At 59.1% G+C, this 14,996-nt stretch carries 18 protein-coding genes; 5 read left to right on the top strand and 13 right to left on the bottom strand.

Annotated elements, in window-relative coordinates:
• Nucleotides 1–46: 46 nt before the first annotated feature.
• From ACR0MO_RS16985 to ACR0MO_RS16960, 6 genes are all read right to left on the bottom strand, one after another.
• The gene (locus ACR0MO_RS16985) at nucleotides 47–841 is read right to left on the bottom strand and encodes a DUF1217 domain-containing protein (protein ID WP_170624631.1); all 795 of its coding nucleotides are present in this window, start codon (nucleotides 839–841) and stop codon (nucleotides 47–49) included.
• Entirely contained in the window at nucleotides 838–1,239 is a 402-nt protein-coding gene (gene flbT, locus ACR0MO_RS16980) for a flagellar biosynthesis repressor FlbT (RefSeq protein ID WP_170455278.1), read from the bottom strand. Before flbT ends, ACR0MO_RS16985 begins: the two co-directional genes overlap by 4 nt.
• Nucleotides 1,239–1,613 (bottom strand): flagellar biosynthesis regulator FlaF, encoded by a 375-nt coding sequence (flaF, locus tag ACR0MO_RS16975; RefSeq protein ID WP_170455280.1) that lies wholly within the window; start codon nucleotides 1,611–1,613, stop codon nucleotides 1,239–1,241. The genes flbT and flaF overlap by 1 nt, the downstream gene beginning before the upstream one ends.
• A gap of 77 nt (nucleotides 1,614–1,690) precedes the next feature.
• On the bottom strand, nucleotides 1,691–2,941 hold the full coding sequence (locus ACR0MO_RS16970; RefSeq protein WP_170455282.1) for a flagellin: 1,251 nt from the start codon (nucleotides 2,939–2,941) through the stop codon (nucleotides 1,691–1,693).
• A gap of 210 nt (nucleotides 2,942–3,151) precedes the next feature.
• The gene (locus tag ACR0MO_RS16965; RefSeq protein WP_170455284.1) at nucleotides 3,152–3,511 is read right to left on the bottom strand and encodes a flagellar biosynthesis protein FlgN; all 360 of its coding nucleotides are present in this window, start codon (nucleotides 3,509–3,511) and stop codon (nucleotides 3,152–3,154) included.
• Nucleotides 3,501–3,767 (bottom strand): rod-binding protein, encoded by a 267-nt coding sequence (locus ACR0MO_RS16960; RefSeq protein ID WP_170523802.1) that lies wholly within the window; start codon nucleotides 3,765–3,767, stop codon nucleotides 3,501–3,503. Before ACR0MO_RS16960 ends, ACR0MO_RS16965 begins: the two co-directional genes overlap by 11 nt.
• Nucleotides 3,768–3,879: 112 nt before the next feature.
• Between ACR0MO_RS16960 and ACR0MO_RS16955 the strand changes: the two genes are divergently transcribed.
• Both ACR0MO_RS16955 and ACR0MO_RS16950 read left to right on the top strand, forming a co-directional pair.
• Entirely contained in the window at nucleotides 3,880–5,097 is a 1,218-nt protein-coding gene (locus tag ACR0MO_RS16955) for a flagellar hook-length control protein FliK (RefSeq protein WP_480892425.1), read from the top strand.
• A 2-nt stretch (nucleotides 5,098–5,099) separates the two neighbouring features.
• Nucleotides 5,100–5,762 (top strand): flagellar hook capping FlgD N-terminal domain-containing protein, encoded by a 663-nt coding sequence (locus ACR0MO_RS16950; RefSeq protein WP_480892423.1) that lies wholly within the window; start codon nucleotides 5,100–5,102, stop codon nucleotides 5,760–5,762.
• Here ACR0MO_RS16950 and ACR0MO_RS16945 read toward each other — a convergent pair.
• Nucleotides 5,737–5,892: a hypothetical protein gene (locus ACR0MO_RS16945; protein ID WP_170455293.1), complete on the bottom strand. Its 156-nt coding sequence runs from the start codon at nucleotides 5,890–5,892 to the stop codon at nucleotides 5,737–5,739. The two genes, ACR0MO_RS16950 and ACR0MO_RS16945, sit on opposite strands and share 26 nt — an antisense overlap.
• Between ACR0MO_RS16945 and ACR0MO_RS16940 the strand changes: the two genes are divergently transcribed.
• A complete protein-coding gene (locus tag ACR0MO_RS16940; RefSeq protein ID WP_480892519.1) occupies nucleotides 5,827–6,687 on the top strand; it encodes a phosphotransferase family protein in 861 nt (286 codons plus the stop codon). The genes ACR0MO_RS16945 and ACR0MO_RS16940 overlap by 66 nt on opposite strands.
• Before the next feature lie 7 nt (nucleotides 6,688–6,694).
• Here ACR0MO_RS16940 and ACR0MO_RS16935 read toward each other — a convergent pair whose 3' ends face one another.
• The 5 genes from ACR0MO_RS16935 to ACR0MO_RS16915 all read right to left on the bottom strand — a co-directional run bounded on the left by ACR0MO_RS16935 (nucleotide 6,695) and on the right by ACR0MO_RS16915 (nucleotide 11,978).
• Complete coding sequence (locus ACR0MO_RS16935) at nucleotides 6,695–7,996, bottom strand: NAD(P)/FAD-dependent oxidoreductase (protein ID WP_170624639.1); 1,302 nt, start codon at nucleotides 7,994–7,996, stop codon at nucleotides 6,695–6,697.
• Nucleotides 7,993–8,811, bottom strand: coding sequence for an ABC transporter permease (locus ACR0MO_RS16930; protein WP_170455297.1), 819 nt, complete (start codon nucleotides 8,809–8,811; stop codon nucleotides 7,993–7,995). Before ACR0MO_RS16930 ends, ACR0MO_RS16935 begins: the two co-directional genes overlap by 4 nt.
• Nucleotides 8,808–9,698: an ABC transporter permease subunit gene (locus ACR0MO_RS16925; RefSeq protein ID WP_170455299.1), complete on the bottom strand. Its 891-nt coding sequence runs from the start codon at nucleotides 9,696–9,698 to the stop codon at nucleotides 8,808–8,810. Before ACR0MO_RS16925 ends, ACR0MO_RS16930 begins: the two co-directional genes overlap by 4 nt.
• Nucleotides 9,698–10,825 carry an ABC transporter ATP-binding protein gene (locus tag ACR0MO_RS16920; RefSeq protein WP_170634195.1) on the bottom strand — a complete coding sequence of 376 codons (1,128 nt, stop codon included), beginning with the start codon at nucleotides 10,823–10,825 and terminating at the stop codon, nucleotides 9,698–9,700. The genes ACR0MO_RS16925 and ACR0MO_RS16920 overlap by 1 nt, the downstream gene beginning before the upstream one ends.
• A gap of 67 nt (nucleotides 10,826–10,892) precedes the next feature.
• Nucleotides 10,893–11,978 carry a polyamine ABC transporter substrate-binding protein gene (locus tag ACR0MO_RS16915; RefSeq protein WP_480892419.1) on the bottom strand — a complete coding sequence of 362 codons (1,086 nt, stop codon included), beginning with the start codon at nucleotides 11,976–11,978 and terminating at the stop codon, nucleotides 10,893–10,895.
• Nucleotides 11,979–12,154: 176 nt separating this feature from the next.
• Between ACR0MO_RS16915 and ACR0MO_RS16910 the strand changes: the two genes are divergently transcribed.
• Both ACR0MO_RS16910 and ACR0MO_RS16905 read left to right on the top strand, forming a co-directional pair.
• A complete protein-coding gene (locus tag ACR0MO_RS16910) occupies nucleotides 12,155–12,802 on the top strand; it encodes a GntR family transcriptional regulator (protein WP_480586220.1) in 648 nt (215 codons plus the stop codon).
• A gap of 72 nt (nucleotides 12,803–12,874) precedes the next feature.
• Nucleotides 12,875–14,272 (top strand): aspartate aminotransferase family protein, encoded by a 1,398-nt coding sequence (locus tag ACR0MO_RS16905; RefSeq protein WP_480892415.1) that lies wholly within the window; start codon nucleotides 12,875–12,877, stop codon nucleotides 14,270–14,272.
• Nucleotides 14,273–14,328: 56 nt separating this feature from the next.
• Here the strand turns inward: ACR0MO_RS16905 and ACR0MO_RS16900 are convergent, their stop codons facing one another.
• Nucleotides 14,329–14,958, bottom strand: coding sequence for a LysE family translocator (locus ACR0MO_RS16900; RefSeq protein WP_170624645.1), 630 nt, complete (start codon nucleotides 14,956–14,958; stop codon nucleotides 14,329–14,331).
• Between the last annotated feature and the right edge of the window lie 38 nt (nucleotides 14,959–14,996).

Raw genomic sequence — 14,996 nt, 5'->3', positions numbered from 1 at the left:
TTCGCCAAAGACGGTTCATCCCGTGACTTGTTCGGCCATCATAGGATTACCCGGCCCCCAGCAGGATCAGCGCGGTCTGCGCAGGAGAGATCGTGTTCTGCAACTGCGCAATCTGGCTGCGCGCAAGGTAGGTATCGGTCAGGCGGGACACAGCGCCCTCATCCGTGAATTGCGACAGATCTTCAGAGCCCGTCAGACTGAACAAACGCTCTTTGAACTCGACCAATTGCGTATCAATGTCCAACTGCCCGAAGGACGCAGGTAATCCCAATGCCGTTTCCATCATGCTGCGCAGCGGCGGTAACCCCATCAGATCGAACCACTTCGTGTCCGTGCTTGTATCCGCCTCAGCCAGTTCGGTCAGTGCGTGTTGCGCATAAAGGGTGATGCGCATGGACTCATCCGAGTCACCTACCGAGATCTCGAAACGTGCGGTCATGTTGTCCTGTGCGACCTGCTCCATAAGCGATGCAAATCCGGTCCGCCGCACCTGACCGGGGCCAAATCCGAAAGCGTCCGAGAACTCGCGATACCGCTTGTCGGCCAACCGGTTGGACAAGGCGTCATCGGCGCTGGTTCCATCCTCAAGGATCTTGCGGATGAAGAAGCGGTTATCCAGATCACCCTCAAGCCCAAACGCCCCAAGTGCGACTTGCAACAGCCTCCGATCCGACACCAGTTGTTCGGCTGTTTCGACCTGACCGATGTTTTCCAGAAAATACCGTGTCTCTCGCTCGTTGATGTTCGAGGTCGAAAAGGCCTGAAACTGCGAATCGTACGTGCGTTGCAGAAAGCGCCAGCCGACCAGCCCGCCAGTGGGTATGACGGGTTGGAAGGTCATTGCTGATAGGCCATCAAACGCTCTTCCCTCGGCAATAGCGAGCGGAGCGATTTCAGACATTTATAATAATGCTCGGCCACCAGCGCATCGGTTGCTTCGGTCAGAACGCGCCGGCTGTCGGCATCGGTGAAAACCTGACTCAGTTCTTCAACGCGGCGCAGCAGTTGTTGTCTTGCGGAAACAGGATCCATATCCCCGGACAGAACAAGCTGCGCGGCGTAACAGACACGACGGACGGGTGTATTCACCTCATCCGGGTGAATGGCATCTCGCAACCTCAGCACATTGGCCTGCGGCGTCATGATCGAGAACCGGCTGCGTCGATCCCCGTTTTCAATGACAACGCCGTTGATCAGAACCCTCTCTTTCGGGGCCAATTTCAGGACCAGCCCCCCCATCACGCGGCCCCACCCTGACGCAGCCCGCGCAGAACTGCGGTGTTGATTTCCAACAAGGGATCAATGGTTGCGTTGTTGGTCAGAACCTGACTGCTGTGATGTTCGGTAAACTCCGCCAGATAGAAAATGCGGGCCCGCAGGTCATTGGGCAGGGCGTTATCCGAGTCAGACACGCCCGTTGCAAGAACCGTCCACAGACGCCGGTTTTCATGCACGGCCTGAACAAATCCGGCAAAATCAGTTGACTTGCGTGCTGCGGCCGCTTTGAGACGGCGCGTGATTTTCGAGATCGCCTCGAATTCAGTATCGCGCGGCGTTCGAATAGGAGCAGCGGTTTGCGCGTAGGCGTTGTGAGCAAGCATTTGCGGGGTCACTTGAAATCCTTCCAATAGGCCGTCTTCATGCGGTCAATGCCGGGGCGCGAAACCCGCGCCCCGACCAGGTTCCGGAATTAACGGAACAGCGACAGGATCGACTGCGGCGCCTGGTTGGCAATCGACAGCGATTGGGTTGCCAATTGCTGCTGTACCTGCAGGGCCTGCAACCGGGCCGAGGTCTCTTCCATGTCGGCATCAACCAGCGAGCCGATACCGGATTTGAACGAGTCGGTCAGTTTCGAAACGAAATCCTGCTGGGTTTCGATCCGGCCCTGCACGGACCCAAAGGCCGCCGCCGCGTCGATCGAGGTATCGATCAGCGTTTCGATCGTGCCCAGTGCTGCCGCTGCACCTGCATCGGTCGACACGTCAATCGAGCTCAGCGCACCCAGACCGCCAGAACCCGCGTTGGTGAACTGAGCAGAGATAGAAATGTCCTGATCCGCATCAGCACCTGCAGCGGCGGTACCCGTCGCGAAGGACAGGGTGTTCGGCGCACTGGACGCGTCATAATCAACGGCAAGACCCGTGATGCCCAACGCATCGATCTCATTCTTCAGGCCGACCGCGACCAGAGCATCGGTGTAGTTCTCGTCATAGGTTCCCGACGGATCAAGATCGCTGTCCTGGATCGTATATGACACTTCCTGATCGCCAACGCGGATCGACACACTGTCACCGACTTCAAAGTTGTCCGTCGAACTGTCGATGAGAATGTCACCAGTGCCCGTGGTGCGGTCCATGGTGAAGCCTGCCACGTCATTGTCGGTTGTCGCACCGTCCGAACCGGCAAGAACGCCCTTGGCCGTATACCCACCAATCGACAGATCCTGGCTCGCCACAGAAATCGACGCAGAGTTCACGGCACCGGTGCCATCACGGTCAAGCGAGGACAGGATCGAGACAGTGCCCGCGGTCCCATCCACCAGGTTGAGACCGTTGAACTGCGCGGCTCCGACAACCGATGCGATCTGATCGCGCAGGGCGGTCACGTCGTCATTGATCTTGGCGCGGTCAACATTGCCTTCCTGCGCGGCAACGATCTTGCCCTTCATCTGGGTCAGCAGATCGGTCACCGTTTCCGACGCATTCCGCGCTACGGCAACGGTGGATTCACCCAGTGACAGGCTGTCCTTGATGGCGTTGAAGCCTTTGACGTCCGACTCCATGACTTTGGAGATCGCCCACACGGCCGAATTGTCCTTGGCGGTCGCGACATCCTTACCGGTCGAGATCGCGTTCTGGGTCATTTCAAGGTTCTTGTTGACCGACTTCAGGGTCTGCAGCGCAACCATTGCGCCATTGTTTGTCAGAATGCTGGACATAGCTTTCATCCTTTTCCGTTCGGGCCTTTTGCGCCCAGTTTCACCCCGCAATGCCTGCGGGCTTTGCTGTCGTTCTGACCTGTGCGACGCACCCTGAGGCCGTTCGCGCCACCTGTGTTCATCAAGTGCAGGGACACTCTTGACCGTGATCCCCTAACGGAGTGCTAAAACGCCCAACCCGGAAATTTCGGATTTGAATCAAACCGACGGCTATGCCCGTTTTTCCAGCTTTGCATGGCTGCGCACCTTGTACCCGTTGCGCTGGCCATCTGCGCCATAGGTGCTGAATTCCTGGCGTACCCGGCGCAGTTCGGCCATGCGCGCAGCCACGGCGCGGATGCCGTCTGCCGCGCTGTTCAGCAGGGCCTGATTGCGTTCGACCTTTTGCTGAACGCGAATCAACTCGGCACTGTCGCGTACCTGAAGATCGTTGATCGCACCGATCAGCTTTTCTTTTTCCGGCACCATCAGGGTCAGGCGATCCAGATCGCCGTCAACCAGCGCCGCGCGTTCAAGATCCAGAATCTCTTCCAGCGACCGGATCAGAATCGTATCGGAATCAGCTGTCATTGCTGCGCTCCATCATTGATTTGAGTAAAAGTTCCGACAGCCCGACGCCGCCGGACTGGGCCAATTGTCGTGCTTGATGCTGAACCAGAAAGGACGAGAACTGATCCTCTCCGGCCCCGCCGCCGAACGAGTCGCGCGATTCCCCCAGACCGGCGGACTTCAACATCTCCGCTAGGAATGCGGCCTCAAGCTCAACGGCTGCAGACCTGAGCTTATCCGTGGTTGGAACCGGTGGGGGGAGGGCCGAAACCTTCATTGCTTTCTCCGAAAATTGCATCGAACTTTCTCGATCAAAGAGGAAAGCGGTTAAAATAAACGTAACTTCCTGAGGGCAGATTTCCGGTCACACAAGACGGAGCCGGAGCAAAATGCCCAACCCGCTGACACTGGCGACAAACACGCCCACATCGACTGCCAAGCCCGAGACTGCGACGCACGAATCGGATGCGTCAAAAAAGACGGCGCAGTTTCAGGATATTCTGGATCAGCAGGACTCTGCGCCGGTACAAGATCCCATACCCGAGGTGACAGAAGAAGGGGCCGATTTACCCGAAGCCAAGATTGCAACCGACGGGCCCGATATCGAAACCGAGCCTCCCGCCCCCACGCTCGCTGTGGCCGAGGTCAAGCCGGTGCCGGTTGCCGAACGTGCCATTGAACAGGCGCCGCCCACGGGAAAAACCGTGCAAACACAAGTGACGATTGGCGCGCAGGCTGTGCCACAAGCTGTGGAGGCTGGCCCGGCGGCGCAGGCAACGATCCCGCATGACCCCGCCCCGCCTAAAGACGTGCAAGCAGCCGTGCCGCAGCCGGACACGCGAAACAACGCCCCGCCCAATGCGTCGCCTGCTATCACGCAGGTGAACAATGGAACGCCCGTCGAATCGGCTCTCGCGGCACGTTCCACAAACGGGCCGGAGCTGTCATCCAAAGGGCAAGTGACAATGCATCGGGATGCCCCAAAGATCGCGAGCGACCTGCCAAAATCACCGCAGTCGCAGGTGCCAATGGATCGACCTCCCAGCGCGGTTCAGATGCAGATTCTGGCGACGGCTACCCCTCGTGAGGTTGAAGAACCGGGACCTGTCGAGAAACCAGAGGCTCTGCCTGTTATGGCCGATGAGCCGGTGTTGCAATCTTCGCGTGAATCGGCCCCGTCACTCAGCGCGCCCGCTCAGGCGGCGCGGGCCGAGGTCGCGCGGGCCATTGCCGGACAAATGGCAGCGGCGGTGCAGGCGCGGCCCGGGTCAGGCGCGGTCGAGATTGCACTGAACCCCGAAGAATTGGGGCGGGTTTCAATCGTACTGAATGGCCGCGATGACGGGTTTTATGTCACGATTGCCGCCGAGCGTCCTGAAACGCTGGACCTGATGCGCCGACATATTGCCGTTCTGAACGCCGAGTTCCAGAAGCTTGGCTATACCGACCTGTCCTTCGATCTGGGCACGTCTTCGGACCCCCGGCAGGGCACGCGCGATCCGCACGCCTCCGGCTTTGTCGAGATGCCATCCGAAGAAGCGGCGGTCCATACCAATGCAATTCCACAAAAATCGGCCCCGGGCAGGGGCATCGATATGAGGTTATGACAATGATAAACCCAACCCAGCTTGCGCAAAGCACAAGCCAGATTCAGACGGCAGCCAGCACTCAAAGCTCGGCCATTGCATCCGATTTCGAAACCTTTCTGCTGATGATGACCACACAGGCCCAGAATCAGGACCCGTTGGAGCCGATGGATTCCACCGAATATGCCTCGCAGCTTGCGCAGTTTTCGATGGTTGAGCAGCAGGTGCAGACCAATGATCTGCTGTCCTCGCTGACAGCCAGCATGGGGGGCCTGAACCTTGGCGAACTGGCGAATTGGGTTGGAATGGATGTGCGCTCGACCGCGGGGTTCCATTTTGAAAACGCGCCCGTGACCTTGTTCGCCCAGCCCGATGATGCGGCGGACAAAGCGACAATGATCATCCGGGACGAACAAGGCGCGGTTGTCAGCCGGACAGATGTGCCGCTGGATCAGACCGAATTTATCTGGGCTGGTACCGACGCCGATGGCAATCCGCTGCCCCCCGGGACCTACACGGCCACGCTTCGCAGTTTTCAGGATGGTGACCGGTTGTCGGACACGCCTGCCGCCTCATACAGCCGGGTGGTAGAAGCCCAGATCGGAGACGCGTCGATCCTGCTGACCCTTGAAAGCGGGCAGGTTGTTCCCACCGATCAGGTCACAGCCGTGCGCGCGGGCGCTTGAACTGACGGGCCGGGCGGGCCAAAGCTAGGCCATTCGCGACTCGCTTGAAGAACTGGTTAACGCCCTGCCCGACCTGCCCAAACCTCCGCCCGACCTTGTCCAGCAGCTGATCGACAAAGCGCTGGTTCATGAAGGTGCGCGTTTCGAGACCCTATATGGCGGGCGGACCAATCAGGTCTGGAAGGTGCTTGGCGGCGATTGCGACAGGGTTTTGAAACTCTATAGCTCATCCCTGCGCAACCCTCTGTTTGGCAACGATGCCGAACTGGAAGCCCGCTGCCTGAAAGCGCTGGAACCCACCGGATTTGTGCCTCGGCTGCGCGCCGCAGGGCGGCACCAGCAGGACCGCTGGGTGTTCTACGACCACGCGCCCGGATCACCCTGGGACAAGGAGCCCGAGCCGGTGGCCGAGCTGCTTTGGGATTTGCACCGGCAGCAATTTCCGGTTCCGGCACCAGAAGGGTGCAATGGCAGCGCGGATCTGGAACAGCACGGGCTAAGAATCCTTGATCGGTGTTCGTCCCAAACCCTTCAGACGCTGCTGGACTTGCGGCCCTCACACTCGGTCGAACCGATTTCTGATGTTTGCCTGATCCATGGCGATCCTGTGCCGGGCAACATTCTGGTGGCAGATACCGGTTTGACCCTGATCGACTGGCAATGTCCGGCGTTGGGGGATCCTTGTGAGGATTTGGCGATGTTCCTGTCCCCGGCGATGCAGAAACTATACCGGGGGGCGCCTTTGGCGACCGATCAGACAGAACGGTTCCTGACAGCTTATCGGGATAAGGCGATTACGGTCCGGTACAGACAGTTGCACCCATGGTTCGCCTGGCGCATGGCGGCGTATTGTCTGTGGCGGATGGAAAACGGTGCACCGGATTACCGGCACGGTTTGGAACTTGAGATCGAGGCACTGCGCTGATCCGAACTCACCAATCCGCGATCGACATGGCCGCATAAGCAGGCGGCAGAACCGCGCGTCGCCACCTGCCAAGGGGAAATCGCTGCGGAGGCTGTGTCATCGGACCGGGCAGCCCGGCATCTTGTCCCAGAGCCAATCGCGCCAAGGCCCGACCACAATAGGTGCCCATTGCAACGCCGTTGCCATGAAACGCAAAACCCGCGAACAGGCCGGGTTGCCGGGGCACCGGGCCCGCATAAGGCACCAAACCGTGGGACAGGCACACCATGCCCGACCAGATATGCGTGATCTCGATCCCGGCCCAGGCAGGGAACATTCGCCTGAAATCCCTTTGCACCTTGTGACGAATTGCAGCCTCGGCCCGGTCCGAGGATCGCAGTCCACCGCGCATTCCGAACAGAAATCGCCCGTCGGGCATCAATCGGAAATAGTGCAGCAAATGCCGGGTGTCATAGCACATCTGATCCGAGGTCCAGCCCTGCGCCATCTTCTCGGCCTCGGTCAGGGGGCGTGTGACCAGAACGGTGGATTGCGCCGGTAGATACCGGCCAGACAACCAGTCCGGCACATCCTCGCTTGAATAGCCATTGGTGCAGATCAGGACCGTGTCGGCCTGTACACAGCCGTTGGGGGTGGCCAGCCGAAACCCCGGCCCGGATTTCTGGACGCGCTGAACCGGGCTTTTCTGATAAAGCTGCACCCCCAGATCATGCGCAGCGCGCGCGAGGCCAAACAGATACTTGCGCGGGTTCAGGCCAAAGCCGACGGGAGTCGTGTAGCCACCGTAAAACGGGCCGTTCAGCCCCAACGCGGGCAGGTCGTTGGCCTCGTGCAGGGTGCCGTTCTTGTCTGCATGCCGACGCAGACGGGTCATTGCGCGCTTGGTATGCGCCAGTTGGGTTTCGCCTGCGGAATGTGTGTCGGCATCGATCTCATGCTTGTCCAGCAACCCGGCGACCAGTTGGACCGCATCCTGTTCTGCCTGCCCGTAGGCGTCCGCCTCCTGTTCGCCAAACCGGCGCACCATGGTCCTGTGGCTCAGCTTTGAGCCGCCCAGACAGCAAAACCCGCCGTTGCGACCGGAGGCGCCCCAGCCGGGGGTTTCCGCCTCGAACACCGCGACCGAGGCCCCGCCTTCTGCCAGATGCAGCGCGGCAGAGACGCCGGTGAAACCTCCGCCAATTATGGCGACATCGACGCTCTGATCACCTTTCTGCACCGGCCAATCGGGGCTGGGGCTGGTTTCATCCCACCAACACCCCGCGCGCGGGCCGGGGCCGTAGGTATAGTCGGGGAAAATGCGCCTCATTCCGTTCGGGCAGCGGCCATTTCATCTTGTCGCTGCCGCATCATCGCGCGTTTTGTCACCAACGAGGCGGTGATCACGCCAAGGGTGACAACCGCGATCATGATGGTCGACAGCGCGTTGATTTCAGGGCTGACCCCCAGACGCACGGCCGAGAATATCCGCATCGGCAAGGTCGTGGCCGACGGGCCCGAGGTAAAGGACGCGATCACCAGATCGTCCAGCGACAGGGTGAAGGCCAGCAACCAGCCCGAGATCACGGCAGGCGCGATAATCGGCAGGGTCACCAGACGAAACGCTTGCGCCGGAGAGCACCCCAAATCAAGTGCGGCCTCTTCCAGCGACTGATCGAACGTCACTAGCCGCGACGAGACGACGACGGACACAAAGCACATCGAGAATGTCGTGTGCGCCAACACAATGGTCAGGATGCCCCGATCCAATCCGATGCCGATGAACAGCAACAGCAGCGACAATCCGGTGATGACTTCGGGCATCACCAGCGGCGCATAGATCATGCCCGAAAACAGTGTACGGCCAAAGAAACGCCCTCCACGCACCAACACATAGGCGGCAGCAGTACCCAAAACGGTTGCGATTGTTGACGAGAATACAGCCACGCGCAACGTCACCCATGCGGCATCCAGGATCTGTTCGTTCTGGAACAGCTCTCCATACCATTTGGTCGAGAAACCCGCCCAGACTGTGACCAGCTTGCTTTCATTGAAGCTGTAGATGATCAGGATCAGCATCGGGATATACAAGAAGGCGAACCCCAGCGTCAGCGAGACCGTGTTGAACCAGCTTAATCTGCTCATTGTTCGGCCTCCGTCTGTTTTTGCTGGTTGCGCTGGAACAGCACAATCGGGATCACCAGGATCAACAGCAGGACAACCGCAACAGCACTGGCGACGGGCCAATCGCGGTTCGAGAAGAACTCTTCCCACAGAACTTTACCGATCATCAGCGTGCCCGAGCCGCCCAGCAGGGACGGGATCACGAACTCACCAATTACAGGGATCATCACGAGGAAACACCCTGCGATTATGCCGGGACGCGACAGCGGGATGGTCACCAGCCAGAAGGCTTGCAGCCGTGAACAGCCCAAATCCTCGGCAGCTTCGATCAGGGATTCGTCCATCCGCTCCAGCGCCGAATAAATCGGCAGGATCATGAAGGGCAGATAGGTGTAGACGATGCCGATATAGACCGCCGTGTTGGTGTTCAGGATCGTCAACGGGGTCGAGATGATGCCCGTCCAGAGCAGCAGTTGGTTAAGATAACCTTCGTTCGACAGAATGCCCATCCACGCATAGACGCGGATCAGGAAGGACGTCCAGAACGGCAGGATCACCAGCATCATCAGCGTCGGTCGCCATTCCTCGGGCGCGCGGGCCATGCCATAGGCGATCGGATAGCCCACCAGCAACGTGAAGAAGGTCGAGATCACGGCGATTTTGACGCTGGACAGATAAGCCTTCCAATACAGGTCATCCTCGGTCAGCCAGACGAAGTTTTCGAAATCCAACTGGCTGAAGAAGTCCTTGATCCCGGCCCATCCCTGCGAAAGGTCCAGCGTCGGCGTATAGGGCGGGATCGCCAGTTCAGTGTCGGACAGAGAGATCTTCAGTACGATGAAGAACGGCACCATGAACAGCGCCAGCAGCCAGACATAGGGAACGGCAATCAGCAGGGCGCGGCGCATCAGTTCGCCAGCAGAACCGCAGCCGTTGCTGTCCAGGACAGCCAGACCGGGTCTTCCCAAGTGAACGACCGGCGCGAGATGCGACGGGTATTGGCGGATTGCGCCTTGATGATCGTGCCGTTTGCCAGTTCGACGTGATAGGTGGACAGATTGCCCAGATAGGCGATGTCATGCACCTTGCCTTGAATGGCATTGATTGCGTCTGTTGGGCGGTCGGCGGAAATTGTCACCTTCTCGGGCCGGATTGCCAGATGGCAGGATTGGCCATTCGAGAACCCGGCGTCCGAGGTTGCGGTCAGCGGGGCCTGCCCCTCGGCCCAGTCGATCTGATAGGTATCCTGACCGTTTGATGTCGCGCGGCCTTCGATAATGTTCACATCGCCAATGAAGTCTGCGACGTAGACCGAATTCGGGGTCTCATAGATGCGATCCGGCGTGGCGACCTGCATCAGCCTGCCCTGATCCATTACGGCAACGCGGCTGGCAACGGTCATCGCCTCTTCCTGATCGTGGGTGACGATCACAAAGGTCGTGCCGGTTTTTTCCTGAATGTCCATCAGTTCGAACTGCGTGTCCTGCCGCAGTTTCTTGTCCAGCGCGCCCAGCGGTTCATCCAGCAAAAGCAACCTTGGCGCCTTGGCCAGTGACCGCGCCAACGCCACCCTTTGCCGTTGCCCACCCGAGATCTGATGCGGCTTGCGGCGGGCAAATTGCTCCAGCCGGGTCAGGCGTAGCATTTCCTCGACCCGGTCTTCAAGATCATGCTTGGGCATGTTGTCCCGGCGCAGACCAAAGGCGATGTTGTCCCAGATGCTGAGATGCGGGAACAGGGCATAGGACTGGAACATCATGTTCACCGCCCGCTTGTTCGGCGGGATCGGGTCAATGTCCTGACCGCCCAGCATGATATGCCCTTCGGTCGGGGTCTCGAACCCTGCCAGCATCCGCATCATCGTGGTCTTGCCGCAACCGGACGGGCCGAGCAGAGCAAAGAATTCCCGTTCGAAAATGTCCAGCGACAGGTTGTCGATGGCGGTAAAACCGCCGAACCTTTTGGTCACATTCTGGAACTGGATAAGTGGTTTCGCCTGCGGGTCATCCCACGGCGCAAAGACTTCGGTGTTCAAAGCGGCCCCCGTCGATCTCTACGGACAAAATGAACACGGGGCGGTCCACCCGCCCCGTGTTGAATGATCAGGTGCCTGACTTGATCTTGGTCCACAGACGGGTCACGACCCGCTGGGTTTTCGACGGGTATGGCGTCGTGATGTAGAGGTTCTGCATCGTGGCCTCATCCGGGTAAATCGCCGGATCACCAATCACGTCCTCGGCCAGAAACTCTTGCGAGGCCTTGTTGCCGTTGGCGTAGTACACATAGTTCGACGCGGCGGCCATGTTATTGGCGTCCAGGATGAAATCGAGGAACTTATGCGCCCCTTCCGGGTTCGGCGCATCCGCAGGAATGGCCATCTGGTCGAACCACATCAACGAGCCTTCGGCAAACGGGTGGTATTCAATCTCGACTCCGTTATCGGCCTCGGCCGCGCGGTCCCGCGCCTGAAGGATATCGCCCGACCAACCAACGGCGACGCAGATATCCCCGTTTGCCAGCGCGTTGATATATTCCGAGCTGTGGAATTTCTGGATATGCGGGCGCACCGCGGTCAGAACACCTTCGACCTTCTTGATCACATCCGGATCGTGGCTGTCCGGGTCTTCACCCAGATACTGCAACGCCATCGGTATCATTTCAGATGGTGCATCCAGGAAATGCACACCGCATGAGGCAAGCTTCTCCATGTTCTCTGGTTTCAGAACCAGATCCATGCTGTTCAGCGCCACGTCGTCACCCAGGGCTTCTTTGACCTTGCCGACATTCACGCCAATTCCAGTCGTCCCCCACATGTAGTTGATCGAATGGGCGTTGTTCGGATCGTAGCCCGACGTGCGGTCCTGAATGACGTCCCAAAGGTTTCCGGCATTCGAAAGCTTGGCTGTGTCCAGTTCCTGAAAAGCGCCCGCTTGAATCTGGCGCTGAAGGAACGTGCCCGACGGCACCACCACGTCATAACCCGATCCACCGGCCAGCATCTTGGTTTCCAGAACCTCGTTGCTGTCAAACACGTCGTAGATCAGCGTCAGACCTGTTTCTTCCTCGAATTTCTTCAGAAGGTCCTCATCGATATAGTCGGACCAGTTGTAGACACGCACCTCGTCGGCAAAGGCCGCCGAAACCCCCAATGCGATGATCGCTGTCAGTGTCAGCGTTTTGATTGACATTTTCTTCTCCCTGCAAGTGTCCCGATATTTTCCCGGTTTTTTGGATTTGATCAAGTTTTGCGTTTTTCAGCCGCACGCAGTATGCTTTCATGACGGTTCAAACCCGGCAAGCTGTCGGCTTGCAAATTGGAATGAACCACTTGGATTTGATCAAAAATAAGGCATCTACGACAAAGATGGACGGCAAAAAAAGCCCAGTACATGAGCAGGTGTACCAAACCCTGAAATCGCAGATCCTGTTCGGCGATCTGGTTCCGGGTCAGCCCGTAACGATCCAGGGGCTGACTGATTCGCTTGGGGTCGGGATGACACCGGTACGCGAAGCGATCCGTCGTCTGATCTCGGACGGGGCATTGGTGTTTCAGGGCAATCGCAGGGTCAGTGTTCCGCTGGTATCGGACTCGGATATCGCGCAGATGATCTTTGCCAGAAAGTCAATAGAATCAGAGCTTTCTCGTCTGGCGGCAGCCAATCTGAAACCTTCGGATATCGACGCGCTGGAACGGTTGGACCAGCGCCTTGATCGTATGATCGCGGATGGCGATGTCAGCGGATACCTGCAATTGAACTACGCGTTTCACGAGGCGCTGTATGCCCACGCCAACGCCCCGATTCTGCGCGATCTGGCCGAACGGTTGTGGCTGCGCTTCGGCCCCTCGCTGCGTGTCGTCAGTGGGCGTTTCGGAACGCAAAGCCTGCCGGACAGGCATAAAGACATCATTGCCGCCCTGCGCAAAGGAGACGCCGAAAAAGCCGCCCTGGCCACCGCGCAGGACATCGAACAAGGGATGGAGCTGATGGTCGGCGCGCTGGCCACCGCCTAGGCAACAGCGATTCGATTGACAGCAAAAAATTTGATCATATTCTGAGTGCCAACTGCTGCAGGAGGTTTCAGGATGTCCACCATCACCAATCACATGCCCACGGCCGAGTTGCAGGCACTGGACGCGGCGCACCACCTCCACCCGTTTTCCGCCAATGGGGCGCTGGGTCAGGAAGGGGCTCGGGTGATCACGCGCGCCAAAGGTGTCTATCTGACCGACAGCGACGGCGAAGAGATTCTGGATGCCATGGCCGGTCTGTGGTGCGTGAACATCGGCTATGGCCGCGATGAACTGGCAGACGTGGCCGCACGTCAGATGCGCGAACTGCCCTATTACAACACGTTCTTCAAAACGACCCATGTCCCCGCTATTGCGCTGGCGGCGAAAATTGCCGAACTGGCTCCGGGTGATCTGAACCACGTGTTCTTCGCAGCCGGCGGGTCCGAGGCCAATGACACCAATATCCGTCTGGTCCGCACCTACTGGGCCGAGAAAGGTCAGCCCGACAAGAACATCATCATCAGCCGCCACAACGCCTATCATGGCTCGTCCGTTGGGTCGGCCTCGCTGGGTGGAATGGCCGGGATGCACGCGCAGGGCGGCATTCCGATCCCGAACATCCATCACATCAACCAGCCGAACTGGTGGGCCGAGGGTGGCGATATGTCACCGGAAGAATTCGGCCTCGCCCGTGCGCGCGAGCTGGAAGAGGCGATTCAGGAACTGGGCGAAGATCGCGTAGCCGCTTTCATCGCCGAACCTGTGCAGGGCGCGGGCGGTGTGATCGTCGCGCCCGACAGCTATTGGCCCGAGGTTCAGCGGATTTGTGACAAATACGATATCCTGTTGATCGCGGATGAGGTGATCTGCGGCTTTGGACGCACCAGCAACTGGTTCGGGTCACAAACCGTTGGGATCAAGCCGCATATCATGACCATCGCCAAGGGCCTCAGCTCGGGTTACGCGCCCATCGGCGGGTCCATCGTCAATGATGAGATTGCCGAGGTCATTGGCGGCACCGAGTTCAACCACGGCTACACCTATTCCGGCCACCCGGTTGCAGCCGCCGTGGCGCTGGAAAACCTGCGCATTCTGGAAGAAGAGAAAATCGTCGAGCATGTCCGCGACGTGGCCGCGCCCTATCTGAAACAGAAATGGGAGGCGCTGGCCGATCACCCGCTGGTGGGTGAGGCCAAGATCGTCGGCATGATGGCCTCGGTCGCGCTGACCCCGGACAAAGCCAGCCGCGCCAAGTTCGCGTCAGCGCCGGGCACCGTGGGTTATATCTGCCGCGACCGCTGCTTTGCCAACAACTTGATCATGCGCCATGTGGGCGACCGAATGATCATCTCTCCGCCGCTGATCCTGACCCCTGCGGATATCGACGAGATGTTTGTGCGGATCTACAAATCGCTGGATGAGGCTCAGGCAGAAATCATCGCGCAGGGGCTGATGAAGGCGGCGTCCTGACATTCTGACACTGGCCGGAGACGACCTAACGTCTCCGGTATCGCCGTGCGCAACCGCTATTTCTGCGCGATGGATTTGAGGCCAAGCAGGATGGCGGCGCCGATCATGAAGCCGCCGCCAGTGCGTTCGATCCAAACACGCGCGGTTCCTTTGAACCGCTTGGCAATCCAGCTTGCGCTGAACCCGTAGGCCGACAGAAACACGCCATCCATCGCGATATAGGTCGCGCTCAGGATCAGGAATTGTGGCCAGAAGGCACTGTCGGCAGAGATGAATTGCGGAAACAGAGCGGCAAAGAACACGACCGCCTTCGGATTGGCCGCCGAGGTCAGAAAGCCTTGCATCCACAGGGTTTTCAGGGATGCCTTGGGGCGGGCCTCATCCAGATGCGGATCGTCCGGCTTGGCGCGACGGATCATCATGAACCCAAGCCACAGAAGATAGGCAACACCCGCCCATTTGATGACGGCCAGCGCAGTGCCCGAGGCCGCAACGATGGCGGCCAAGCCCAGACCGGCGGCCAGCATCTGCAGCGCATTTGCGGTCAGGTCCCCTGCCGCCGTTGAGAGCGCACGTTTGAACCCATGTGCGCCGCTATTTGACAGCATCAGCAATTGGCTCGGTCCCGGGGTGCTCATCAATGCAAGCACCGTCAGGACGTAGATGGTCCAGGTTTCGATAGTCATGTGATCACCTTCTGCATCTCGCGAAGGCTATCACCAAT

The organism is Ruegeria sp. K5 (assembly GCF_056531805.1).
The sequence above is the reverse complement of the archived record's forward strand: the minus strand, read 5'-3'. Positions and strand labels throughout refer to the sequence as shown.